The organism is Neobacillus sp. S1227, from assembly GCF_055385255.1.
In genome coordinates this window covers 2,961,731-2,980,000 of record NZ_AP038276.1, presented here as the reverse complement: position 1 = coordinate 2,980,000, position 18,270 = coordinate 2,961,731, and the positions used below count along the sequence as shown (strand labels likewise).

Annotated in this window: 13 protein-coding genes, 4 tRNA genes and 3 rRNA genes (1 of these 20 running past the window's edge); 15 read left to right on the top strand and 5 right to left on the bottom strand. The window is 42.2% G+C overall.

Annotation, left to right across the window (positions count from 1 at the left end):
* Nucleotides 1-268, top strand: partial view of an MFS transporter gene (locus ACZ5AE_RS15070; protein ID WP_464565124.1) — the 3' portion only. The gene continues 1,001 nt to the left of window position 1, outside the view; only the last 268 of its 1,269 coding nucleotides appear in the window; its start codon lies off the left edge, out of view; it ends in the stop codon at nt 266-268.
* Nucleotides 269-381: 113 nt separating this feature from the next.
* On the opposite strand, the gene ACZ5AE_RS15065 is transcribed toward ACZ5AE_RS15070, so the two are convergent.
* A complete protein-coding gene (locus tag ACZ5AE_RS15065; RefSeq protein WP_464565122.1) occupies nt 382-639 on the bottom strand; it encodes an HPr family phosphocarrier protein in 258 nt (85 codons plus the stop codon).
* A 176-nt stretch (nt 640-815) separates the two neighbouring features.
* Between ACZ5AE_RS15065 and ACZ5AE_RS15060 the strand changes: the two genes are divergently transcribed.
* The gene (locus ACZ5AE_RS15060) at nt 816-1,475 is read left to right on the top strand and encodes a DUF429 domain-containing protein (protein WP_464565121.1); all 660 of its coding nucleotides are present in this window, start codon (nt 816-818) and stop codon (nt 1,473-1,475) included.
* A gap of 85 nt (nt 1,476-1,560) precedes the next feature.
* Here the strand turns inward: ACZ5AE_RS15060 and ACZ5AE_RS15055 are convergent, their stop codons facing one another.
* Entirely contained in the window at nt 1,561-2,181 is a 621-nt protein-coding gene (locus tag ACZ5AE_RS15055) for a DUF3298 and DUF4163 domain-containing protein (protein ID WP_464565119.1), read from the bottom strand.
* A gap of 171 nt (nt 2,182-2,352) precedes the next feature.
* On the opposite strand from ACZ5AE_RS15055, the gene ACZ5AE_RS15050 reads away from it, so the two are divergent.
* From ACZ5AE_RS15050 to ACZ5AE_RS15020, 7 genes are all read left to right on the top strand, one after another.
* Nucleotides 2,353-2,682, top strand: coding sequence for a DUF1904 family protein (locus ACZ5AE_RS15050; protein ID WP_464565117.1), 330 nt, complete (start codon nt 2,353-2,355; stop codon nt 2,680-2,682).
* 62 nt (nt 2,683-2,744) lie between these two features.
* Nucleotides 2,745-3,908 (top strand): SEC-C metal-binding domain-containing protein, encoded by a 1,164-nt coding sequence (locus ACZ5AE_RS15045; protein ID WP_464565115.1) that lies wholly within the window; start codon nt 2,745-2,747, stop codon nt 3,906-3,908.
* Nucleotides 3,909-4,100: 192 nt separating this feature from the next.
* The gene (locus ACZ5AE_RS15040) at nt 4,101-4,928 is read left to right on the top strand and encodes an alpha/beta fold hydrolase (RefSeq protein WP_464565113.1); all 828 of its coding nucleotides are present in this window, start codon (nt 4,101-4,103) and stop codon (nt 4,926-4,928) included.
* Nucleotides 4,929-5,870: 942 nt separating this feature from the next.
* Nucleotides 5,871-5,961: transfer RNA gene (locus ACZ5AE_RS15035), tRNA-Ser, on the top strand.
* An 11-nt stretch (nt 5,962-5,972) separates the two neighbouring features.
* Nucleotides 5,973-6,048, top strand: a tRNA-Thr gene (locus ACZ5AE_RS15030).
* Between the two features lie 11 nt (nt 6,049-6,059).
* Nucleotides 6,060-6,144: transfer RNA gene (locus tag ACZ5AE_RS15025), tRNA-Leu, on the top strand.
* 10 nt (nt 6,145-6,154) lie between these two features.
* Nucleotides 6,155-6,226: transfer RNA gene (locus ACZ5AE_RS15020), tRNA-Asn, on the top strand.
* Between the two features lie 124 nt (nt 6,227-6,350).
* On the opposite strand, the gene ACZ5AE_RS15015 is transcribed toward ACZ5AE_RS15020, so the two are convergent.
* Both ACZ5AE_RS15015 and ACZ5AE_RS15010 read right to left on the bottom strand, forming a co-directional pair.
* The gene (locus tag ACZ5AE_RS15015) at nt 6,351-7,070 is read right to left on the bottom strand and encodes a MerR family transcriptional regulator (RefSeq protein WP_464565111.1); all 720 of its coding nucleotides are present in this window, start codon (nt 7,068-7,070) and stop codon (nt 6,351-6,353) included.
* Nucleotides 7,071-7,452: 382 nt separating this feature from the next.
* Nucleotides 7,453-8,139, bottom strand: coding sequence for a cell wall hydrolase (locus ACZ5AE_RS15010; RefSeq protein ID WP_464565109.1), 687 nt, complete (start codon nt 8,137-8,139; stop codon nt 7,453-7,455).
* Between the two features lie 904 nt (nt 8,140-9,043).
* Between ACZ5AE_RS15010 and ACZ5AE_RS15005 the strand changes: the two genes are divergently transcribed.
* From ACZ5AE_RS15005 to rrf, 3 genes are all read left to right on the top strand, one after another.
* Nucleotides 9,044-10,593 (top strand): 16S ribosomal RNA (locus tag ACZ5AE_RS15005).
* A gap of 201 nt (nt 10,594-10,794) precedes the next feature.
* Nucleotides 10,795-13,733: ribosomal RNA gene (locus ACZ5AE_RS15000) — 23S ribosomal RNA — on the top strand.
* An 81-nt stretch (nt 13,734-13,814) separates the two neighbouring features.
* Nucleotides 13,815-13,931: ribosomal RNA gene (rrf, locus tag ACZ5AE_RS14995) — 5S ribosomal RNA — on the top strand.
* The 16S, 23S and 5S rRNA genes sit together here, the layout of an rRNA operon.
* Before the next feature lie 99 nt (nt 13,932-14,030).
* On the opposite strand, the gene ACZ5AE_RS14990 is transcribed toward rrf, so the two are convergent.
* Nucleotides 14,031-15,851: a glycosyl hydrolase family 28 protein gene (locus ACZ5AE_RS14990; protein ID WP_464565107.1), complete on the bottom strand. Its 1,821-nt coding sequence runs from the start codon at nt 15,849-15,851 to the stop codon at nt 14,031-14,033.
* Between the two features lie 494 nt (nt 15,852-16,345).
* On the opposite strand from ACZ5AE_RS14990, the gene ACZ5AE_RS14985 reads away from it, so the two are divergent.
* From ACZ5AE_RS14985 to ACZ5AE_RS14975, 3 genes are read left to right on the top strand one after another with little or no spacing between them, the layout of a single operon-like run.
* Nucleotides 16,346-17,110, top strand: coding sequence for an NAD-dependent protein deacylase (locus ACZ5AE_RS14985; protein ID WP_464565105.1), 765 nt, complete (start codon nt 16,346-16,348; stop codon nt 17,108-17,110).
* 34 nt (nt 17,111-17,144) lie between these two features.
* On the top strand, nt 17,145-17,915 hold the full coding sequence (locus ACZ5AE_RS14980) for a TatD family hydrolase (protein WP_464565103.1): 771 nt from the start codon (nt 17,145-17,147) through the stop codon (nt 17,913-17,915).
* Between the two features lie 57 nt (nt 17,916-17,972).
* Nucleotides 17,973-18,236 carry a hypothetical protein gene (locus ACZ5AE_RS14975; RefSeq protein ID WP_464565101.1) on the top strand — a complete coding sequence of 88 codons (264 nt, stop codon included), beginning with the start codon at nt 17,973-17,975 and terminating at the stop codon, nt 18,234-18,236.
* Nucleotides 18,237-18,270 lie beyond the last annotated feature (34 nt).

The following is an 18,270-nucleotide window of genomic DNA, read 5'->3' as shown; positions in this document are numbered from 1 at the left end:
AGCGATCTTGGGTGATTTATATGGAGTAAGGTTACTAGGAATTTTAAATGGGTTAGCATTTTTTGTAGGGCATCAAATTGGAGCAGCAATAGGTTCTTTCCTAGGCGGATGGGGGTACGAAGTGTTTGGAACGCATTTATTTTCGTTCAGCGCTGCGGGTATACTTGCGCTTCTAGCCAGCTTAGCATCAATAACTTTACCTCAAAGTCTATCGTTCTCTAAGCCGATAAAGTTTGGAGAAAAGCATAACGTAACCACTGGACAATGAGATTGGTTAACTGGAACTAACTAAACAAAAAGACGACCATTAAGGTTGTCTTTTTGATTTTAAAAGCGGGAGTTGAAGCAGAAGCACGGGGGAAGAAGAATCGTTCCCATGTGTCAGCTAAACGATTGTAGCTTTTTCAATAAATGTTCCAACGCTTCCTTTTCATCTTGACCAGAGGTTTCAATAGTTACTTTTTGTTGGTTTCCTAACATGAGTGTCGTTACACCAAGCAATGACTTCAAATTTACTTTTCTGCCTTTCAGAGTAAGAGAAATTTCGGAGTGAAATCGTGAAGCTTCCTGAACTAATTGAGTAATAGGTTTTAGGCCTAGAACATCCTTATTATTAAGCTCAACAGTTTGTTGTATCATAAAAAGTCTCCTTTCTAAACTTTTTTATTTCTTGAAAAACAATCGCTGCTTTATAAAAGTATGGTGATTTACCCCGTTAAATAATTATTATTAAGGATTTTAAATGAATTTAAACTTTATGTCATATAACTTGTGAGAGGATTTTCCAAATTATTTTTATAGAAAGTGATGGAGCAATGAAAATCATTGGGATTGATTTAGCTGGACCGAGCAATTATAAAGAAACTGTCTTGGCTGTATTTGAAAAACAAGCAGGTGCGTTAAAATTTATCAAACATTTGAGTAATATTAGTGACCTGGAAATATTAAATGAAGTTACACTTCAAAGTCAGAATGATGAAGTGGTGATCGGAATCGACGCACCTTTATCCTATCAGGATGGCGGCGGGGACCGGCCGGGTGATAAGGCACTACGGCAATACATTGTGTCCTTAGGGATGAAATCCGGGTCCATTATGCCGCCTACGTTTAATCGGATGGTTTATCTTACTTTAAGAGGGATTAAGCTCAGCAGGGAAATCGGAAATTTGAAAACCGAGAATCTTATTTCGATGGTGGAAGTGCACCCGGGTGCCGTTATCGGTTCAAGAATTTTTCGGAGTAATCTTGAGTATGTTTTGAGCTATAAGCAAGATTTACCTGCAAGGACATTCATAAGAAAATGGTTTAAGGAGCAGAAATTGAATGATTTGCCGGTATTAATAGAAAATGAAAGTCATTCCATTGATGCTTGCGCTGCAGCATTAGGGGCATGGCATTGGAGGGATAAACAGTTTCAGCCAAAGTGGATTTTTCCTGCCGATCCCCCGCTGCATCCTTATGATTATTGTTGTTAAAAACATATCAGGAGTTGTTTCGGCACTGGCCGATTCCGGATGCTTCGACTGTAATCGGCAGCTTTGCTATATTTAATTATGGGTATCAATTATTTTCTGCCATTCGACCAAGAGGGCCGCTCTCATCAATAATATCCATCAACTCGTATACCGATATTGGAAACATTGGAAATCCGAAGGCATATGGAGTTAGGTCATAGAGCTGGAAATAGATGACGAGCGTTTTATCAGCAATGTAAAAATCCTGATCAGGCTTTATGCTGGTGAAATCGCTTAGAAGGAAAATATCACGTTTTTTGATTTGCCCTTGAATAAGGGTAGTGAGCCTTTTGATATACTCACTTCCAGGTTTGAACAGGTCCTTGAGTTGCACCAGCGTTTCTTTTTGAAGGTCGAAAGTTAACGATTTGATATAGGTCATTCCATGGGCTGCATGTTCATGATACGTATAATTTGAGAGGCTTAAGCTCAATACATTACGCTGGTTATTTTTTATTTCAAAGGTTCCGAGTATTTCACTGACAGTGGAAGGCATATCCGCAATCTGCTTATCAATCAGTTTTTGGGTTTGTTGAACAATCGCCTGATTGATGTATCGTTCCAGCCGTTGGTTTCGATGGTTAACTACTTGTGGATAAATGACTTCCTTTTTGGGACCGCTCTTAATGATAAACGGTTTAATTTCTACGGGTAATATTATTGGCATTACTCTCAGCCCTTTTTGACTTATCTTATTCGTGAGCGCATGGCAGAGTGAAAGACGGAAGGAGCGTTTAGAAATAATCTGCTAGGTTCATCCAGGATTAATTATGGTAAAATATCGGAAAGATTAGCCCGTTTAATGGAGGCTAGAATATTTATACGGAGGGATTAAAACGTGCCGCAATTAATTTTTAAAGGAGTAAGTGTAGAGCAAGTAAAAAAAATTAGTACACCTTTGGTAAAGGAATTGGCTATGCTCTGCCAGTGTGAAACTGATAATTTCACTTTTGAAATTGTGGATTCGATTTTTGTATATAATGGAGAAGAAGTGATAGGGTTTCCGTTTATTGAAGTAAAATGGTTCGATCGAGGACAAAAAGTTCAAGATGAATTTGCAGCCATTACAACTAAACATATACATAGTCTGGGAATTGAAGATATAGAAATTGCTTTTAGTGTCTTTTCTGAGTCAGATTATTATTTAAATGGTAAAAGTTTTGCGTAATTTTCAATTAGGAACACATTTTTCAAGTCATTATAAAATCACAAACTCAGAAGGAGTATAACATGACATTTTTAGAAAAAATTAAACCACATTTAATTAGTCAAGATATCTTGATTCAGGACATAGTCCTTCATGCACTGCACGATTATCCATTGGTCCCTGAAGAGTGGACAGTAGAATTACTGAAAGAAGCTTTTAAAAACAAGGAAAAGCAATCTTATATTCTCATCTATGTAGATAATCAGACGATTAATGAAGAGGCACTCAAGGTCTTGATTGAAAATATTCCCAGCATGGACAAGTCCAAGGTCCATTTAGCAATAAACCTTCTGTTGAAGCTTGAACCGGAACTTGCTCTTAAATATAGGGAATCCCTGGAAAAATATCTTCCCAAGGATATGTGGTCTATTTATGAACTAACTGCAAATGGGACAGAAGAAGAAGTTTATATGGAATACGGAAAAATATTAAACGATCTTGACCACACAGGCCCATATCAGAACGAATTATACATAAAGGGCAAAATACTAGCGTCCAGCATCGTGAAAAATGGCTGGGTGACAGAAGAGGAAATCGGCATTATTCTTCGCGAGGAGTTGGAAGAACAATGGATTTCCTTTCATGGGATTTTGGCGATTTATATGATTGGCTTGCTAAAGTTAGAAAAATATATACCTATGCTGGCAGGCTTGTTAGGACGTGATGAGGATGTTTTGCTGGAAGAGGTGGCAGCTGCGTTAATTCAGTTTCAATCGGATGATGTAGTGAAGGAAGTTGCACCATATTTATATAGAGAGGATTCGATTATCTTTGCAGCTTCTGTTGTTGAAAATATTAAAACAGACTTCGCCATTCAGGTTTTACGTGAGGCTTATGATGCGGCTGAAGAAATTGGTGATCAAGACATCCTTATTGAAGCCCTATGTCATCACTTTTCTAGAGAGGCACTGCCTGAAATTAGCCGCCATATGAAAAACGAGTATACATCAAACTTAGTTGATATTGAGCAGACGGTTTATAGTTACTATTCTATTTTGGGGGAGCACCATCCTGACCTAGATTTATGGAGAGAAGTCGCTCTTAAAAGAGAAATGGACTATAGAAATACTAAGAGTCAAGGAGCATTAGTTAAACCCGCACCTATTCGGACCGAAACGAAGGTAGGCCGAAACGATCCCTGCCCTTGTGGAAGCGGGAAAAAATATAAAAAATGTTGTGGGAAATAGAATTTTGTAATCACAGATCGCTGAAGAACAGCACGACTGGGAAGAGACCGTTTATATCATTGGAAAGAAGGATGTCTCATAAAATCGAGGCATCCTTCTCTTTTTAATGGAAAAGAAAGGATTATAACTTTTTTTGTCGAATTACTGTGAGAATGTAAAACACCCTGCATTAGAAAAAATGGGAGGTACAGAATGATTACGAAAAAAACACTAATCATAAATGATCAAAAGATTTCCTATATGGATGAAGGTGCCAAAACTGCCCCGCCCGTTTTGCTTATTCACGGCGTTCCAGAATCCAGCATGCTCTGGAAACACGTCATCCCTGAAATTGCTGCATTAGGATTTCGGGCGATTGCACCAGACCTTCCGGGATTTGGACAGAGTGACCGTTTTTCATACGCGTCTACTTGGGAAAACTATGTTACTTTTATCAATGATTTCATGGAAGCACTAGAATTAGAAAAAATCCATCTTGCTGTCCATGACTGGGGTGGAATGATCGGTTTAAGATGGGCGTGTGACAATCCGGATAAAGTGGAAAGCTTGATTATTACTGATACAGTTTTGCTGCCTGGATATACGTGGCATCCACTTGCCCAAAAATGGAGAACGCCTGGTTATGGTGAAAAAGTAATGGAAGCAATGGCGAATAAGGAATCATGGATGGCAGGAATGAAAAAGGAGATTCCGTCTGTAGAAGAGGAGATATTGGAAGACTTCTTTGCGATTTTTGAAGCGGCTGAGAAAAGGAACGTAATTTTAGAATTATATCGCTCTGCCAATCAACAACTAACAGAACCATATCTGAATCTTTCTGCTATAAGAACGCCAGTTACGATTCTTTGGGGTGAAAATGATCCATACATTTCAACTGATTTTGCTTATCAAACCCGTGACCAGCAATTCCCGCACGCAGCAGTACATATCATTCCAGAAACGGGGCATTTTATTCATGTTCAGTCTCCCGAAAAGGTCATTCCGCTTGTAAAAGAACATTTTTTATCGATTTTAAAATAATTTTACGGAATTTCGTTTTAGGGGAGTCATGAGGGAAGCCCGGGTGAATCTTTTTGGAAAATTGTCCTTATGAAAGGGCTAAGAGGACAAACCGCGTGTTTTTGAGAAATGTCCTCATGAAGACGGCCATGAGGACAAACCGCGTGAATCTTACTGAAGAAGCGTCCTCATGAAAAGGCTATGAGGACAATATGGGTGATTTTAGCTGGAGAAATGTCCTCATGAAGAGCTCCATGAAGACAGCTCAAGTGAATCTTACTAGAAAAGTGCCCTCATGAAAGGTCCACGAGGACAACATAGGTGATTTTAGCTGGAGAAATGTCCTTATGAAGAGGTCCATGAGGACAACACGAGTGAAATCTACTGGAAAAGTGTCCTCATGAAAGGGCTATGAGGACACCCTGAGTAAATTTTGCTGGAGAAGTGTCCTCATGAAAGGCCCATGAGGACAACATAGGTGATTTTTGCTCGAGATATGTCCTCATGAAGAGGGCGATGAGGACAACTCGAGGGAATCTTACTGGAGGAGTATCCTCATGAAAGGTCCATGAGGACAACATAGGTGATTTTAGCTCGAGATATGTCCTCATGAAGAGGGCGATGAGGACAACTCGAGGGAATCTTACTGGAGAAGTGTCCTCATGAAAGGCCCATGAGGATAACATAGGTGATTTTAGCTCGAGATATGTCCTCATGAAGAGGGCGATGAGGACAACTCGAGGGAATCTTACTGGAGAAGTGTCCTCATGAAAGGCCCATGAGGATAAGCAAATGAATTTTACTAGAAAAGTCTCCTCAAGAAAGGTCCACGGGGACACCCAGAATGAATCTTACTGGAGAAATGTCTTCATAGCAGGGTAGCAAGTTGTTTTTGTTTACCAAAATTTACAGATAGATTCCAATTTTAAAAGATGATATATTTGTTTTGTAAGTTATTACTACAGAGAAGTACTCAAGAGGCTGAAGAGGCGCCCCTGCTAAGGGTGTAGGTCGGGTAACCGGCGCGAGGGTTCAAATCCCTTCTTCTCTGCCATTAAAAAATATGCCGGTTTAGCTCAATTGGTAGAGCAACTGACTTGTAATCAGTAGGTTGGGGGTTCAAGTCCTCTAGCCGGCACCATTCAAAATATTGCGGGTGTGGCGGAATTGGCAGACGCACCAGACTTAGGATCTGGCGCCTTCGGGCGTGGGGGTTCGACTCCCTTCACCCGCACCAGAAAGATTATTCCGCAGTAGCTCAGTGGTAGAGCTATCGGCTGTTAACCGATCGGTCGTAGGTTCGAATCCTACCTGCGGAGTCATAGTCCAACAAGGACACTAAGAAAGGGTCAGGGCGGGAACGCAGCAGCCATAATTAGTGAAATTGTGTGGGCTATTACATACGGACATAATTTAAAAAGCTAAACCCGCCATCAGTTGGGTTTAGCTTTTTTTGAATGTGAACCAATTCCACCATTTCTTATGATTGGCAGCCGCAATTTGCAATTTCGTTTCTTCTTTTATGCCTCTAATTCGTTCAGCTTCTAGTTGGTCTAACCGTTCTACATGCTTTAATATTTGATTAATTTTTTCTTCTTGAAAAGCTTCCCGTACAGCCTTTTCCTTCAAAAGCTTAATTAAATCCAAGTTTATTTGCTCTAAATGTTCAATTTTTTCCAATAATTCTTCATGATTGCAATTGTGCTCCACAACTTGGTTACTAGTATAATGAAGGGAGGCTGTTTCGGTACTAGTTTCCAAGATTTTTTCTTCAGAAACTTCTTTTTGTTCAATTCGTTCCATTAATTCTTCATGGTTACAATTGTGCACGACAACTTCTTCATTGTTACAATTGTTCTCGACAACTTGGTCGTTAGTATTCTGTACGGGTTCAATTTCCGTAGTAGAGTCTGTGCTATTTTCTTCAGAAGCCCATTTCAATACCGCCTCAGCAGACTGTTCCATCGTCATACCCTCTTGCTTACTGCATTCCATTAATTTGCGGAATGAATGAACATCCTTTTCAAAATAGACTCTATGCCCTCGATTGTTCCGGTGAACACGGTACCCATGACCTTCGAGGAGTGCGGCGTACTTCCTTAATGTACTGGCATCTATTCCAAGCTTTTTTTGTACATCACTAGGTGAATACATTTCCGTCATTCATTTCACCTCTATTAAACATAATAAAAAAGTAAATGGTGAAAATAATACTGTAATAGCCCGATGTTATTTTATAAATAGGTTAAAAGCGATTGAAATAAGCCAACCTAGCGCAAGAAAAACTGATAGATATGTACCTAATCCAACTAAAATCTCTGCCATGATTCCTACTCCTTTAATTCGGGCTTTGGTTTCAATTCTCTTCAATGTCATTATAGCAGGCAAATTTTTAAAATTTGTCGAAAATAGGGAGGTTAATCAATTTGTAAAAAGACTGTTAACTTCCCTTAATAAATGGCGGGGATAGAAAAGGTATTATGATGTGAAAAATCCACCAAAAAGAGTTTACCGATTAGGTGGATTCACGACTAACAATTTTATATTATTTGGCGAATACATGATGTCCAATTGTCATGACGACTGGACGTGTACGAATCCAATTATCTGTGGCAATGGCAGGGTTATAAAAATAAATGCAATCATTTAACCGATCTTTTCTTGTCAATGCCTCTTCTACTGCACGTATGGAATCATCTGAAGCAGGCTTCCTAATCTCGCCATTTTGAACAGGTGAAAAGGCATAGGCATGTCCAACTACTTGATTAATAACGCCTGTCACCGTTTTCGGAAAACGTGGTGATTCCACGCGATTTAATACAACGGTCGCAACGGCTACTTTTCCTTGATAGGGTTCACCTTTTGCTTCAGCCTCTACTAATCTGGCAAATAAGTCTTTTTCATTATTTGAAATGGAAATAGCTGGTGATGCCGGTACTTTCTCAGGCAATTGCTTAGAGATTTCCATCTCGGGTTTTGTGGAGTGAAGGGCTATTTCTTTTGTCTTCTCTGGCTTTTGCATGATCTCTTCTGTATTTATTTGATTGTAATTGCTAGTATTGTCTTGCTGATCATTCTCGGTAATACCACCATATTTTTGCTCAAGGCTTACAGGTATATTTTCTGTTACAGCGCGATCATCGGTAATAGCCTCTGCACTTTTACTTATTCCTATGAAAGAACTTGTAGCTACACAAGCTACAATTAATGTTTTTATATATGTTTTTTTCATGTGTGCTACCTCCTGAATTTTTGCTTTATATTACTCTATCATTGGATGGTATTTAATTTACAGAACGATAGCATTACATTTCTTTTTAGTTTGATGAACAAAATTTCGGAAAACAATCAATTATGACATGAAACCAATATTCCCGTCATAAACAATCCAATAATACGAAAGGGAGGAATATATATCCAAAAACTTGTGTTGTCAGTTGGAAGGGATGAATTATCCACCAATTGTATGGCTTATAATTTGGTAAAATCGTAAATTATAAATCTGATAGGTGTAGGAAAAGAGGAACATCCAGATAATAAGTATAATAGAAACTTGTACTTCCGCATCAACAAGGTCAGCAACATCGTTTTGATGACAAGAACAGAGAAATCAATGGTACTTTCTTTCTTATATATTGCAAGAGGTTCTTTGGGATTAAAATACCAGTAGATATTTTATTTAAAAGAAGATATATTTAATTCCTGTCGCTAAACATGAATAACGGCAGTATCTGCGAGTAACATTAATAAATCCGGAGAAAAATTATACCGAAATAATAATGAATGTGTTATTATATAAAAGTCGCTTTTGAAATTTTGTGTCTCAATCAGAAATGGAAAAAATTGATGATTGATAGATGAATAGAAATGGGATATCATATTCTTTGTCACTTCTTAGAAGTTGACAATGAGGATAGTTCTTTGAAAACTAAACAAACAAAAACGTCAACAAACAATAATAATCATGTTTCTTCTATATAAATAGAAAACATGAGCCAACGTAACATTTTTGAGCTGATCAACTCAACTTTCCCCCGTATTAACGCGCAGTAATATCCTTCGGATAAACTGCCCGTAAATACCCGGAAAATTCGACTAACCATCGCGGGAAAAACATCCGCGACGGAAGTCTCATTTTTTTGGAGAGTTTGATCCTGGCTCAGGACGAACGCTGGCGGCGTGCCTAATACATGCAAGTCGAGCGAATCACTGGGAGCTTGCTCCTGGTGGTTAGCGGCGGACGGGTGAGTAACACGTGGGCAACCTGCCTGTAAGACTGGGATAACTTCGGGAAACCGGAGCTAATACCGGATAATTTCTTCCCTCGCATGAGGGAAGGTTGAAAGTCGGTTTCGGCTGACACTTACAGATGGGCCCGCGGCGCATTAGCTAGTTGGTGAGGTAACGGCTCACCAAGGCGACGATGCGTAGCCGACCTGAGAGGGTGATCGGCCACACTGGGACTGAGACACGGCCCAGACTCCTACGGGAGGCAGCAGTAGGGAATCTTCCACAATGGACGAAAGTCTGATGGAGCAACGCCGCGTGAGCGATGAAGGCCTTCGGGTCGTAAAGCTCTGTTGTCAGGGAAGAACAAGTATCGGAGTAACTGCCGGTACCTTGACGGTACCTGACCAGAAAGCCACGGCTAACTACGTGCCAGCAGCCGCGGTAATACGTAGGTGGCAAGCGTTGTCCGGAATTATTGGGCGTAAAGCGCGCGCAGGCGGTCCTTTAAGTCTGATGTGAAAGCCCACGGCTCAACCGTGGAGGGTCATTGGAAACTGGGGGACTTGAGTGCAGAAGAGGAAAGCGGAATTCCACGTGTAGCGGTGAAATGCGTAGAGATGTGGAGGAACACCAGTGGCGAAGGCGGCTTTCTGGTCTGTAACTGACGCTGAGGCGCGAAAGCGTGGGGAGCAAACAGGATTAGATACCCTGGTAGTCCACGCCGTAAACGATGAGTGCTAAGTGTTAGAGGGTTTCCGCCCTTTAGTGCTGCAGCTAACGCATTAAGCACTCCGCCTGGGGAGTACGGCCGCAAGGCTGAAACTCAAAGGAATTGACGGGGGCCCGCACAAGCGGTGGAGCATGTGGTTTAATTCGAAGCAACGCGAAGAACCTTACCAGGTCTTGACATCCTCTGACACTCCTAGAGATAGGAATTTCCCCTTCGGGGGACAGAGTGACAGGTGGTGCATGGTTGTCGTCAGCTCGTGTCGTGAGATGTTGGGTTAAGTCCCGCAACGAGCGCAACCCTTGATCTTAGTTGCCAGCATTCAGTTGGGCACTCTAAGGTGACTGCCGGTGACAAACCGGAGGAAGGTGGGGATGACGTCAAATCATCATGCCCCTTATGACCTGGGCTACACACGTGCTACAATGGATGGTACAAAGGGCAGCGAAGCCGCGAGGTGGAGCCAATCCCATAAAACCATTCTCAGTTCGGATTGCAGGCTGCAACTCGCCTGCATGAAGCCGGAATCGCTAGTAATCGCGGATCAGCATGCCGCGGTGAATACGTTCCCGGGCCTTGTACACACCGCCCGTCACACCACGAGAGTTTGTAACACCCGAAGTCGGTGGGGTAACCGTAAGGAGCCAGCCGCCTAAGGTGGGACAGATGATTGGGGTGAAGTCGTAACAAGGTAGCCGTATCGGAAGGTGCGGCTGGATCACCTCCTTTCTAAGGATATAAGCTGGACCTATGAGCCAGACAATACATGTTTGTTTGATTGTTTCTTGTTTGTTTAGTTTTGAGGGAATTATCTCTCAGAACTTTCGTTCTTTGAAAACTAGATAATCGTATAGAAGAAGTAACCAAGTAAGAACCGAGTAATCGCCATTTTAGTTTTTCTCTCTTATATTTAAGAGTAAAAACCTTTTAGGTTAAGTTAGAAAGGGCGCACGGTGAATGCCTTGGCACTAGGAGCCGATGAAGGACGGGACTAACACCGATATGCTTCGGGGAGCTGTAAGTAAGCGCCGATCCGGAGATTTCCGAATGGGGAAACCCACTGTTCGTAATGGAGCAGTATCTTTACCTGAATACATAGGGTATTGATGGCAGACCCGGGGAACTGAAACATCTAAGTACCCGGAGGAAGAGAAAGCAAACGCGATTCCCTGAGTAGCGGCGAGCGAAACGGGAACAGCCCAAACCGAAAGGCTTGCCTTTCGGGGTTGTAGGACACTCAACATGGAGTTACAAAGGAACGGGGTAGATGAAGCGGTCTGGAAAGGCTGGCCATAGAAGGTAAAAGCCCTGTAGTCGAAACTTCGTTCCCTCCTGAGTGGATCCTGAGTACGGCCGGACACGTGAAATCCGGTCGGAAGCAGGGAGGACCATCTCCCAAGGCTAAATACTCCCTAGTGACCGATAGTGAACCAGTACCGTGAGGGAAAGGTGAAAAGCACCCCGGAAGGGGAGTGAAAGAGAACCTGAAACCGTGTGCCTACAAGTAGTCAGAGCCCGTTCATGGGTGATGGCGTGCCTTTTGTAGAATGAACCGGCGAGTTACGATTGCATGCGAGGTTAAGTTGAAGAGACGGAGCCGCAGCGAAAGCGAGTCTGAATAGGGCGAAATAGTATGTAGTCGTAGACCCGAAACCAGGTGATCTACCCATGTCCAGGGTGAAGTCCAGGTAACACTGGATGGAGGCCCGAACCCACGCACGTTGAAAAGTGCGGGGATGAGGTGTGGGTAGCGGAGAAATTCCAATCGAACTTGGAGATAGCTGGTTCTCTCCGAAATAGCTTTAGGGCTAGCCTCACGTAGTTAGAGTCTTGGAGGTAGAGCACTGTTTGGACTAGGGGCCCTCATCGGGTTACCGAATTCAGACAAACTCCGAATGCCAATGACTTATCCGTGGGAGTCAGACTGCGAGTGATAAGATCCGTAGTCAAAAGGGAAACAGCCCAGACCACCAGCTAAGGTCCCAAAGTATACGTTAAGTGGAAAAGGATGTGGTGTTGCTTAGACAACCAGGATGTTGGCTTAGAAGCAGCCACCATTTAAAGAGTGCGTAATAGCTCACTGGTCGAGTGACTCTGCGCCGAAAATGTACCGGGGCTAAACGTATCACCGAAGCTGTGGGTGGACACCTTGTGGTGTCCGCGGTAGGAGAGCGTTCTAAGGGCGTTGAAGCTGGACCGTAAGGACTGGTGGAGCGCTTAGAAGTGAGAATGCCGGTATGAGTAGCGAAAGATGAGTGAGAATCTCATCCACCGTATGCCTAAGGTTTCCTGAGGAAGGCTCGTCCGCTCAGGGTTAGTCGGGACCTAAGCCGAGGCCGAAAGGCGTAGGCGATGGACAACAGGTTGATATTCCTGTACCACCTCTTTATCGTTTGAGTGATGGGGGGACGCAGGAGGATAGGGTAAGCGCACTGCTGGATATGTGCGTGTAAGCAGTTAGGCCGGTGAATAGGAAAATCCGTTCACCATCAGGTTGAGCTGTGATGCCGAGGGAAATATAGTACCGAAGTTCCTGATTCCACACTGCCAAGAAAAGCCTCTAGCGATGATATTGGGTGCCCGTACCGCAAACCGACACAGGTAGGCGAGGAGAGAATCCTAAGGTGAGCGAGAGAACTCTCGTTAAGGAACTCGGCAAAATGACCCCGTAACTTCGGGAGAAGGGGTGCTTTTTGGGGTGAATAGCCCCGAAGAGCCGCAGTGAATAGGCCCAGGCGACTGTTTAGCAAAAACACAGGTCTCTGCAAAGCCGCAAGGCGAAGTATAGGGGCTGACGCCTGCCCGGTGCTGGAAGGTTAAGAGGAGGGGTTAGCCTTAAAAGCGAAGCTCTGAATCGAAGCCCCAGTAAACGGCGGCCGTAACTATAACGGTCCTAAGGTAGCGAAATTCCTTGTCGGGTAAGTTCCGACCCGCACGAAAGGCGTAACGATCTGGGCACTGTCTCAACGAGAGACTCGGTGAAATTATAGTACCTGTGAAGATGCAGGTTACCCGCGACAGGACGGAAAGACCCCATGGAGCTTTACTGTAGCCTGATATTGAATTTTGGTACAGCTTGTACAGGATAGGTAGGAGCCTGAGAAACCGGAGCGCCAGCTTCGGTGGAGGCGTCGGTGGGATACTACCCTGGCTGTATTGAAATTCTAACCCGCACCCCTTATCGGGGTGGGAGACAGTGTCAGGTGGGCAGTTTGACTGGGGCGGTCGCCTCCTAAAATGTAACGGAGGCGCCCAAAGGTTCCCTCAGAATGGTTGGAAATCATTCGCAGAGTGTAAAGGCACAAGGGAGCTTGACTGCGAGACCTACAAGTCGAGCAGGGACGAAAGTCGGGCTTAGTGATCCGGTGGTTCCGCATGGAAGGGCCATCGCTCAACGGATAAAAGCTACCCTGGGGATAACAGGCTTATCTCCCCCAAGAGTCCACATCGACGGGGAGGTTTGGCACCTCGATGTCGGCTCATCGCATCCTGGGGCTGTAGTCGGTCCCAAGGGTTGGGCTGTTCGCCCATTAAAGCGGTACGCGAGCTGGGTTCAGAACGTCGTGAGACAGTTCGGTCCCTATCCGTCGTGGGCGCAGGAAATTTGAGAGGAGCTGTCCTTAGTACGAGAGGACCGGGATGGACGCACCGCTGGTGTACCAGTTGTCTTGCCAAAGGCATCGCTGGGTAGCTATGTGCGGACGGGATAAGTGCTGAAAGCATCTAAGCATGAAGCCCCCCTCGAGATGAGATTTCCCATAGCGTCAAGCTAGTAAGATCCCTGAAAGATGATCAGGTTGATAGGTCAGAGGTGGAAGCGCGGTGACGTGTGGAGCTGACTGATACTAATCGATCGAGGACTTAACCAATTTAATATGTAAGGTGAACTCGTTCTTATTTACTTCTTCTGCATTATCTAGTTTTGAGGGAATGAAAACCTTTAAAAATAGTCCGGCAGCATTGGCGAGAAGGTAACACCCGTTCCCATCCCGAACACGGAAGTTAAGCTTCTCAGCGCCGATGGTAGTCGGGACGCAAGTCCCTGTGAGAGTAGGACGCTGCCGGGCAAACAAAAAGACAACCATTTTCAGGTTGTCTTTTTGTTTGCATGCTTTTCAGGCTTGTATGAGGCAGAAGAACCGTCCCCATGCTTCACCCGTGCTTCATTATTTATTCGGCCATTCGGTATCTGCAATTGGTTTTCCATCAACTGTGAGGTTTTGGAATATACTGCCTTCCTGGAACATATTGCCGTCGTTGATGTTGACATTTTCCATCGTAATATTCTTTACGTATTGGAAATACAACGGCTTGTCAGCATGTACGGTTACGTTCTTTAATGTTAGACCGTCAACAGGGCTTTCATATAGTCCTTGGAAGAAGGAAGCCTCTTGGGCACCTTCAGCAGTAATATTTTCAATCGTAATATTTTTAATGTAAGGTGTTTTTTCATCAATTACTCCATCGTAAGGAAGTGGAGTACCATTTGATGTATAGTTCGAGTTAATGTTGAACACATCGCCTCCAATATCTTTCATCATAATATTGTCAAATGTAAGATTTTCAATAGTACCACCGCGTCCACGAAGAGTTTTCATACGAATACCGATGTTGGTACCATCGAAAATATCATCTCTAGCGACAACATTTTTAACGCCGCCGGACATTTCACTACCAATTGTTACTCCTCCGTGTCCATGATGCATAATGTTGTTTCTGATTTCGATGTTTTGGCTTGGTATGCCAACTCGGCGGCCATCTTCATCCTTACCAGATTTAATCGCGATACAGTCATCGCCAACATTAAAGTACGAACCATAAATCTTTAATCCATTAACAGAGTCTGGATCAACACCATCTGTGTTTGGAGCATCAACAGGTTCAGCTGGGTTTTCAACGTATACACTATCGATCACCATATTGTTTGTGTATAATGGGTGAATGGTCCAAGATGGTGAATTTTTAATGTTTAGATCTTGAAGCAGAACGTTTTCTGAATTTACAGTTTGAACCAATCTTGGCCGGGCAATTTGAGTTGCTGGATTGGTTGCTTTTGGATTATCCCACCATAATCCCATATCAAAGTAAACAGTTGTACTAGCATCTGTGTTAGCATCGTATCTTCCATTGTTATAGTCATATGTCCCAGCAAGGTTTACTTTTTTATAAGGGAATCCATATTTATCTGTTCCGTTCTCTGGCTTTCCTACGATAGGACCAGCATTTCCATCGATTGTTCCTTCACCAATAATTTTTAGATTTTTAACATCTTGAGCTTCAATTAAACTTTGATAAGATCTAAAAGTTGTTCCTTCCCAACGATTGTTGTCAAGAACTGGATAGTCTTCTATGTCTTGACTTCCTAGAATGGTTGCATCTTTTCGGACCTCGAATGTCATATTGCTTTTTAAATCTAATGGGGCAGATAAATATTTTCCAGCAGGAAGAATAACCACACTGTTAGGGCTGGCAGAAGCTGCATCAATAGCTGCTTGAATGGCTGCAGTATCTTTTGTTACACCGTCACCTTTTGCTCCAAAATCTTTAACATTGAATACTTTACCCAACACATCAGTTTTAATGTTAACGTGTGCACTTTCATTTGAATGATTACCTGCAGCATCTCTTGCAACAACTTTGAAACTATACATCTTATTCGGCTTTAAGTCTTTTACGGTAAAGTTTGACATAGCAATTCCATATTCATTTGGTGTTGAACTTCCAGCCAATTTACCATTTACATAGACATCATAAGCTGCTATTCCAGTATTGTCAGTAGACCTATCCCAGATTAGACTTACAGATTTATAGGTTGTTGCATACGCGTAAACATTAATAGGGGCTGTTGGTGCTTGCTTGTCAACAGAAACGTGAGCATTTGATTTTGCTGGTGTTGTCGCTGCGAAGGCACCAAATGGGGCTATCACGGAACAGCCTAAAGCAAGGCCTAGTGCGCCAGTTAGATAGGTTTTTTTACCAAATTTCATAGAATATACCCTCCTAATTTTTAGTAGTTTAAATGAAACTGCTTACAATGTTAGGTGTTACAAATTCTTATTTGCTGGGTATTACCACTCGAAAAAATAAAAACGTTTTCATTCTTTGGTATCCTAATATTTTTGTCTCGGTGCACCATCCTTTTTTCTTATTTTAACGTTAACAATTCTTTGCAAAACTAATAATTTATAGTTTTTAAACTTTTTATCTCAAAAAATGTTAACGTTAACAATTTTTTCTAATTTTTATTTTACTATTCAGATAAGATTTATGAAAGTGACCAAATTACCATCTGAGAGCAGTATTAAAAATAGAAATATAGTCTCGCTTTTCTTATTAGTTAGTTCTTTTTATGGGAAATTTGACGGATAATTGTTTTTATTTTCAGATAAATCAAAAGGAAGATATGAAAATTTTGTATTATAATGAAAATAATTAGAGGAACTTTCTTTTCTTCAACTATTGAAAGTGAGGTTTAACTGTAATGGAATGCAACATAGAAACCTGTACCAACTTCCTTAGGGGAGCGCGATACATTGTCGTCCTGAGCGGCGCCGGCATCAGCACGGAATCGGGAATCAAGGATTTTCGCTCTAAAACAGGCGTATACCAGATGGCCCCTGAATATATCCTGTCACTTGATTATTTTTATAAGAATCCAAAAGATTTTTATCAGTTTGCTTTTGATAATCTATACCATCCGGATGCCATCCCAAATAAAGGCCACGAAATACTGGCAAAATGGGAGGAACAGGGCAAAGTACAGCACATTATTACCCAGAACATCGACGGCCTCCATCAGAAGGCCGGCAGCAAAAGCGTTATCGAGTTTCACGGTACGATGAAAACCGCCTCTTGTTTGCATTGTGGAAAAATCTATCCTTCCTCGGAAATGGTTGATCGTTTTGAAAGAATGGAGGATTTTTTTGTATGCAGCACTTGCGAAACAAAGCGCGAAAAAGACCGCTATATCAAGCCTGATGTTGTTTTGTTTGGAGATACAGGTAAATGGTTTTCAGTGGAGGGGTTTAATACGGTTCTTCAGCAAATTGATCAGGCGGATTGTATTTTGGTATTGGGCACAAGTCTTCAAGTGACTCCTTTTTCGACTTTTCCGCAATACAGAAGGAAGGGCGTACCGCTGATTATTATCAATAAAGGCGGAACTCCTTATGATCGTGGAGAGGGAGCATTTGTCATTCATGATTCAATTGGAAAAACATTGTCCCTAATTGATGAAGGTTTATGATGAGTCTAATCCTTTCCTGGAAGTGTGATAACAGATGAAATTGATTGATGCCCACATCCATTTAGATAAATATAAAGATAAAGAAATTGAGCTTATTCTTGATGGTTCGGACTGGCTTGAAGCAGTGGTGGCCGTGTCTTTTGATCTTGAATCATGCATGAGAAACTTGCAAATATCAAGAAAATATCAAAAAGTAAAGCCTGCATTTGGATTTCATCCGGAGCAAGGACTGCCAAGTGAAGCTGACTTAAGCAGCCTGATTGACTGGATGACAAAGCATCAATCTGAAATGATTGCGGTTGGCGAGGTGGGGCTGCCGTACTATTTAAGAAAAGAACAAAAGGTTTCTAATAAGCAGTATGGCCAATATATTGAACTACTTGAAGAGTTCATGAAGCTAGCTAGGAAATGGGAAAAACCGATTGCTTTGCATGCCGTTTATGATGATGCTCCGATTGTTTGCGATCTTTTAGAAAAACATTCAGTCGAAAAGGCACATTTTCATTGGTTCAAAGGGGACGATCAAACGATAGAGAGAATGATTGAAAATGGTTATTTTATTTCCGTTACACCGGAGATTGTCTATAAGGAAAAAATCCAAAGGGTAGCCAATACTTACCCGTTGGAGCAAATGATGGTTGAAACAGACGGTCCATGGCCATTCGAAGGTCCTTTTTTAGAGAAAATGACGCACCCGGCCATGATGAGGGAATCAATTTCCATAATAGCAAAAATAAAAAATCTCTCAGAAACAGAAGTTTCGGAAAGAGTATTGGGGAACACCAAGTCATTTTATAGGATTTAAACATTTGTTGCTTATTTTGGGGAAACATAAATCATCCTGACTTCGAGGAGTGAGACTATGTTCTTGCAAGGAACGATTATTGCAGGTGAATTTGATACGTCTTTGAATGAGTTTTCCTTACAGAAAGTGAAATATTTCGAAACGGAGTCTGTCCTAAAAGAAAACCAAATAAACGAAATATACGATTATTTAAAAAGACATCAGCATGAAAATGAGGGCCAGATCATTACCTTATATGATCAATTGCCCCTGCCATTATCGCAGAATGAAATTAATCAGTTAATCGCTGATTTGGAGAGAGTAAGGTCCATGTTCAACTAACACTCAAAATTAGCCAATACCATCATAAAAAGAA

What these genes read in the sequence shown, in the direction of transcription:
- ACZ5AE_RS15065 (WP_464565122.1), bottom strand. Translation starts at nt 639, where the DNA reads ATGATACAACAAACTGTTGAGCTTAATAATAAGGATGTTCTAGGCCTA.
- ACZ5AE_RS15060 (WP_464565121.1), top strand. Translation starts at nt 816, where the DNA reads ATGAAAATCATTGGGATTGATTTAGCTGGACCGAGCAATTATAAAGAA.
- ACZ5AE_RS15055 (WP_464565119.1), bottom strand. Translation starts at nt 2,181, where the DNA reads ATGCCAATAATATTACCCGTAGAAATTAAACCGTTTATCATTAAGAGC.
- ACZ5AE_RS15045 (WP_464565115.1), top strand. Translation starts at nt 2,745, where the DNA reads ATGACATTTTTAGAAAAAATTAAACCACATTTAATTAGTCAAGATATC.
- ACZ5AE_RS15040 (WP_464565113.1), top strand. Translation starts at nt 4,101, where the DNA reads ATGATTACGAAAAAAACACTAATCATAAATGATCAAAAGATTTCCTAT.
- ACZ5AE_RS15015 (WP_464565111.1), bottom strand. Translation starts at nt 7,070, where the DNA reads ATGACGGAAATGTATTCACCTAGTGATGTACAAAAAAAGCTTGGAATA.
- ACZ5AE_RS15010 (WP_464565109.1), bottom strand. Translation starts at nt 8,139, where the DNA reads ATGAAAAAAACATATATAAAAACATTAATTGTAGCTTGTGTAGCTACA.
- ACZ5AE_RS14990 (WP_464565107.1), bottom strand. Translation starts at nt 15,851, where the DNA reads ATGAAATTTGGTAAAAAAACCTATCTAACTGGCGCACTAGGCCTTGCT.
- ACZ5AE_RS14985 (WP_464565105.1), top strand. Translation starts at nt 16,346, where the DNA reads ATGGAATGCAACATAGAAACCTGTACCAACTTCCTTAGGGGAGCGCGA.
- ACZ5AE_RS14980 (WP_464565103.1), top strand. Translation starts at nt 17,145, where the DNA reads ATGAAATTGATTGATGCCCACATCCATTTAGATAAATATAAAGATAAA.
- ACZ5AE_RS14975 (WP_464565101.1), top strand. Translation starts at nt 17,973, where the DNA reads ATGTTCTTGCAAGGAACGATTATTGCAGGTGAATTTGATACGTCTTTG.